At 69.5% G+C, this 1,372-nt stretch carries 1 protein-coding gene; it reads right to left on the bottom strand.

The window, feature by feature from the left end:
* Window positions 1-38 precede the first annotated feature (38 nt).
* Window positions 39-1,289: an IS701 family transposase gene (locus ABT186_RS47745; RefSeq protein ID WP_351930703.1), complete on the bottom strand. Its 1,251-nt coding sequence runs from the start codon at window positions 1,287-1,289 to the stop codon at window positions 39-41.
* Window positions 1,290-1,372: the final 83 nt, after the last annotated feature.

Below are 1,372 nucleotides of genomic sequence, written 5' to 3'. Positions count from 1 at the left end.
GAGGAGTGTCTGCAGCTCGCGGACTGCTTGGTAGAGGCTCAGTCCTGCGCCGTGTCTTTTGGGGCGCCTGCCAGGCGTCGGAGGGTGCAGAAGGCGTGGGCGGCGGAGACGAGGGTGACATGGTGGTGCCAGCCGTTCCAGGTGCGGCCCTCGAAGTGGGCAAGTCCCAGGGCCTGTTTCATCTCGCGGTAGTCGTGTTCGATGCGCCAGCGGAGCTTGGCCAGCCGCACCAGTGTGGCCAGGGGCATGCCGGAAGGCAGGCTGGACAGCCAGAACTGCACCGGCTCCGGCTCGGTGGCGGGCCATTCGGCCAGCAGCCAGCGCTCGGACAGTTCCGCACCCTTGGTGGCCTGGCGGATCTCGCGTCCGGCGGGCCGGATGCGCAGGGCGACGAAACGCGAGTACATGCGCTTGAAGCCGCTGCGGCGCGTTCCCGGCCGGGAGCCCTCGCGCCAGGACACCGGCCGGGCCGCCTGCCGGCCGGCCTGGATGACCAGTTCCTTCACCGTCATCGGCTTGTCCGGATACGTCGCCACCGGCGGGCGGCCAATGCCCTGGTAGGCGGGGGTGATCGGCCGCGCATGTCCGGGATGAGCGGTGAGCCGGGAGGAGATACCGACGGCGTAGGCCAGCTTCCGTTCCTCCAACCCCAGGCGGAAGGCGGTGGCGTCGCCGTATCCGGCGTCCGCGACGACCAAGGGGACGTCGACGCCCCAGCTGCGGGCCTCGTCGATCATGTCCAGGGCCAGCTGCCACTTCTCCACATGACCGGCCTCGGCGGGGATCTGGCACCGTTTACGGCGGGCGACCTTGGCCGCATCCGCCTCCGGCGAGGCCGGATCCCAGGAAGCGGGCACAAACAGCCGCCAGTCGATCGCGGCCGAGGCACGGTCGGTAGCCAGGTGCAGCGACACTCCCACCTGGCAGTTGGTGACCTTGCCCGCGGTCCCGGTGTACTGCCGCGACACACACGCCGAGGCGTCCCCGTCCTTGAGGAAACCGGTGTCGTCGACGATCAGCGCTTCCGGCCTGATCGCGTCCTGCATCTTCCAGGCCAGGCGGGCCCGCACGTGCGCCGGATTCCATGGGCTCGTTGTCACGAAGTGGGCCAGTGCCTGCCGGTTGCCGTCCTCGCCCAGCCGGGCCGCCATCGGCTCCACCGACTTGCGCCGCCCGTCCAGCAGCAGCCCGCGCACATACACCTGCCCCCACCGCCGCTGGTCAGCACGGAAGAACCCGTCGAACAACTCCGCCGTGAACGCCTCCAGGTCCTCCCGGACCTCGGCCATCTCCCCAGGTGTCACACCACCACAACGACACCCGAGCCCAACAGACACGCCACTCACGAATGAAGCTGACCAAGCCCTACTAG

Source organism: Streptomyces sp. NPDC001634, from assembly GCF_040298185.1.
Lineage (GTDB): Bacteria > Actinomycetota > Actinomycetes > Streptomycetales > Streptomycetaceae > Streptomyces.
The sequence above is the reverse complement of the archived record's forward strand: the minus strand, read 5'-3'. Positions and strand labels throughout refer to the sequence as shown.

What these genes read in the sequence shown, in the direction of transcription:
- ABT186_RS47745 (WP_351930703.1), bottom strand. Translation starts at nt 1,289, where the DNA reads ATGGCCGAGGTCCGGGAGGACCTGGAGGCGTTCACGGCGGAGTTGTTC.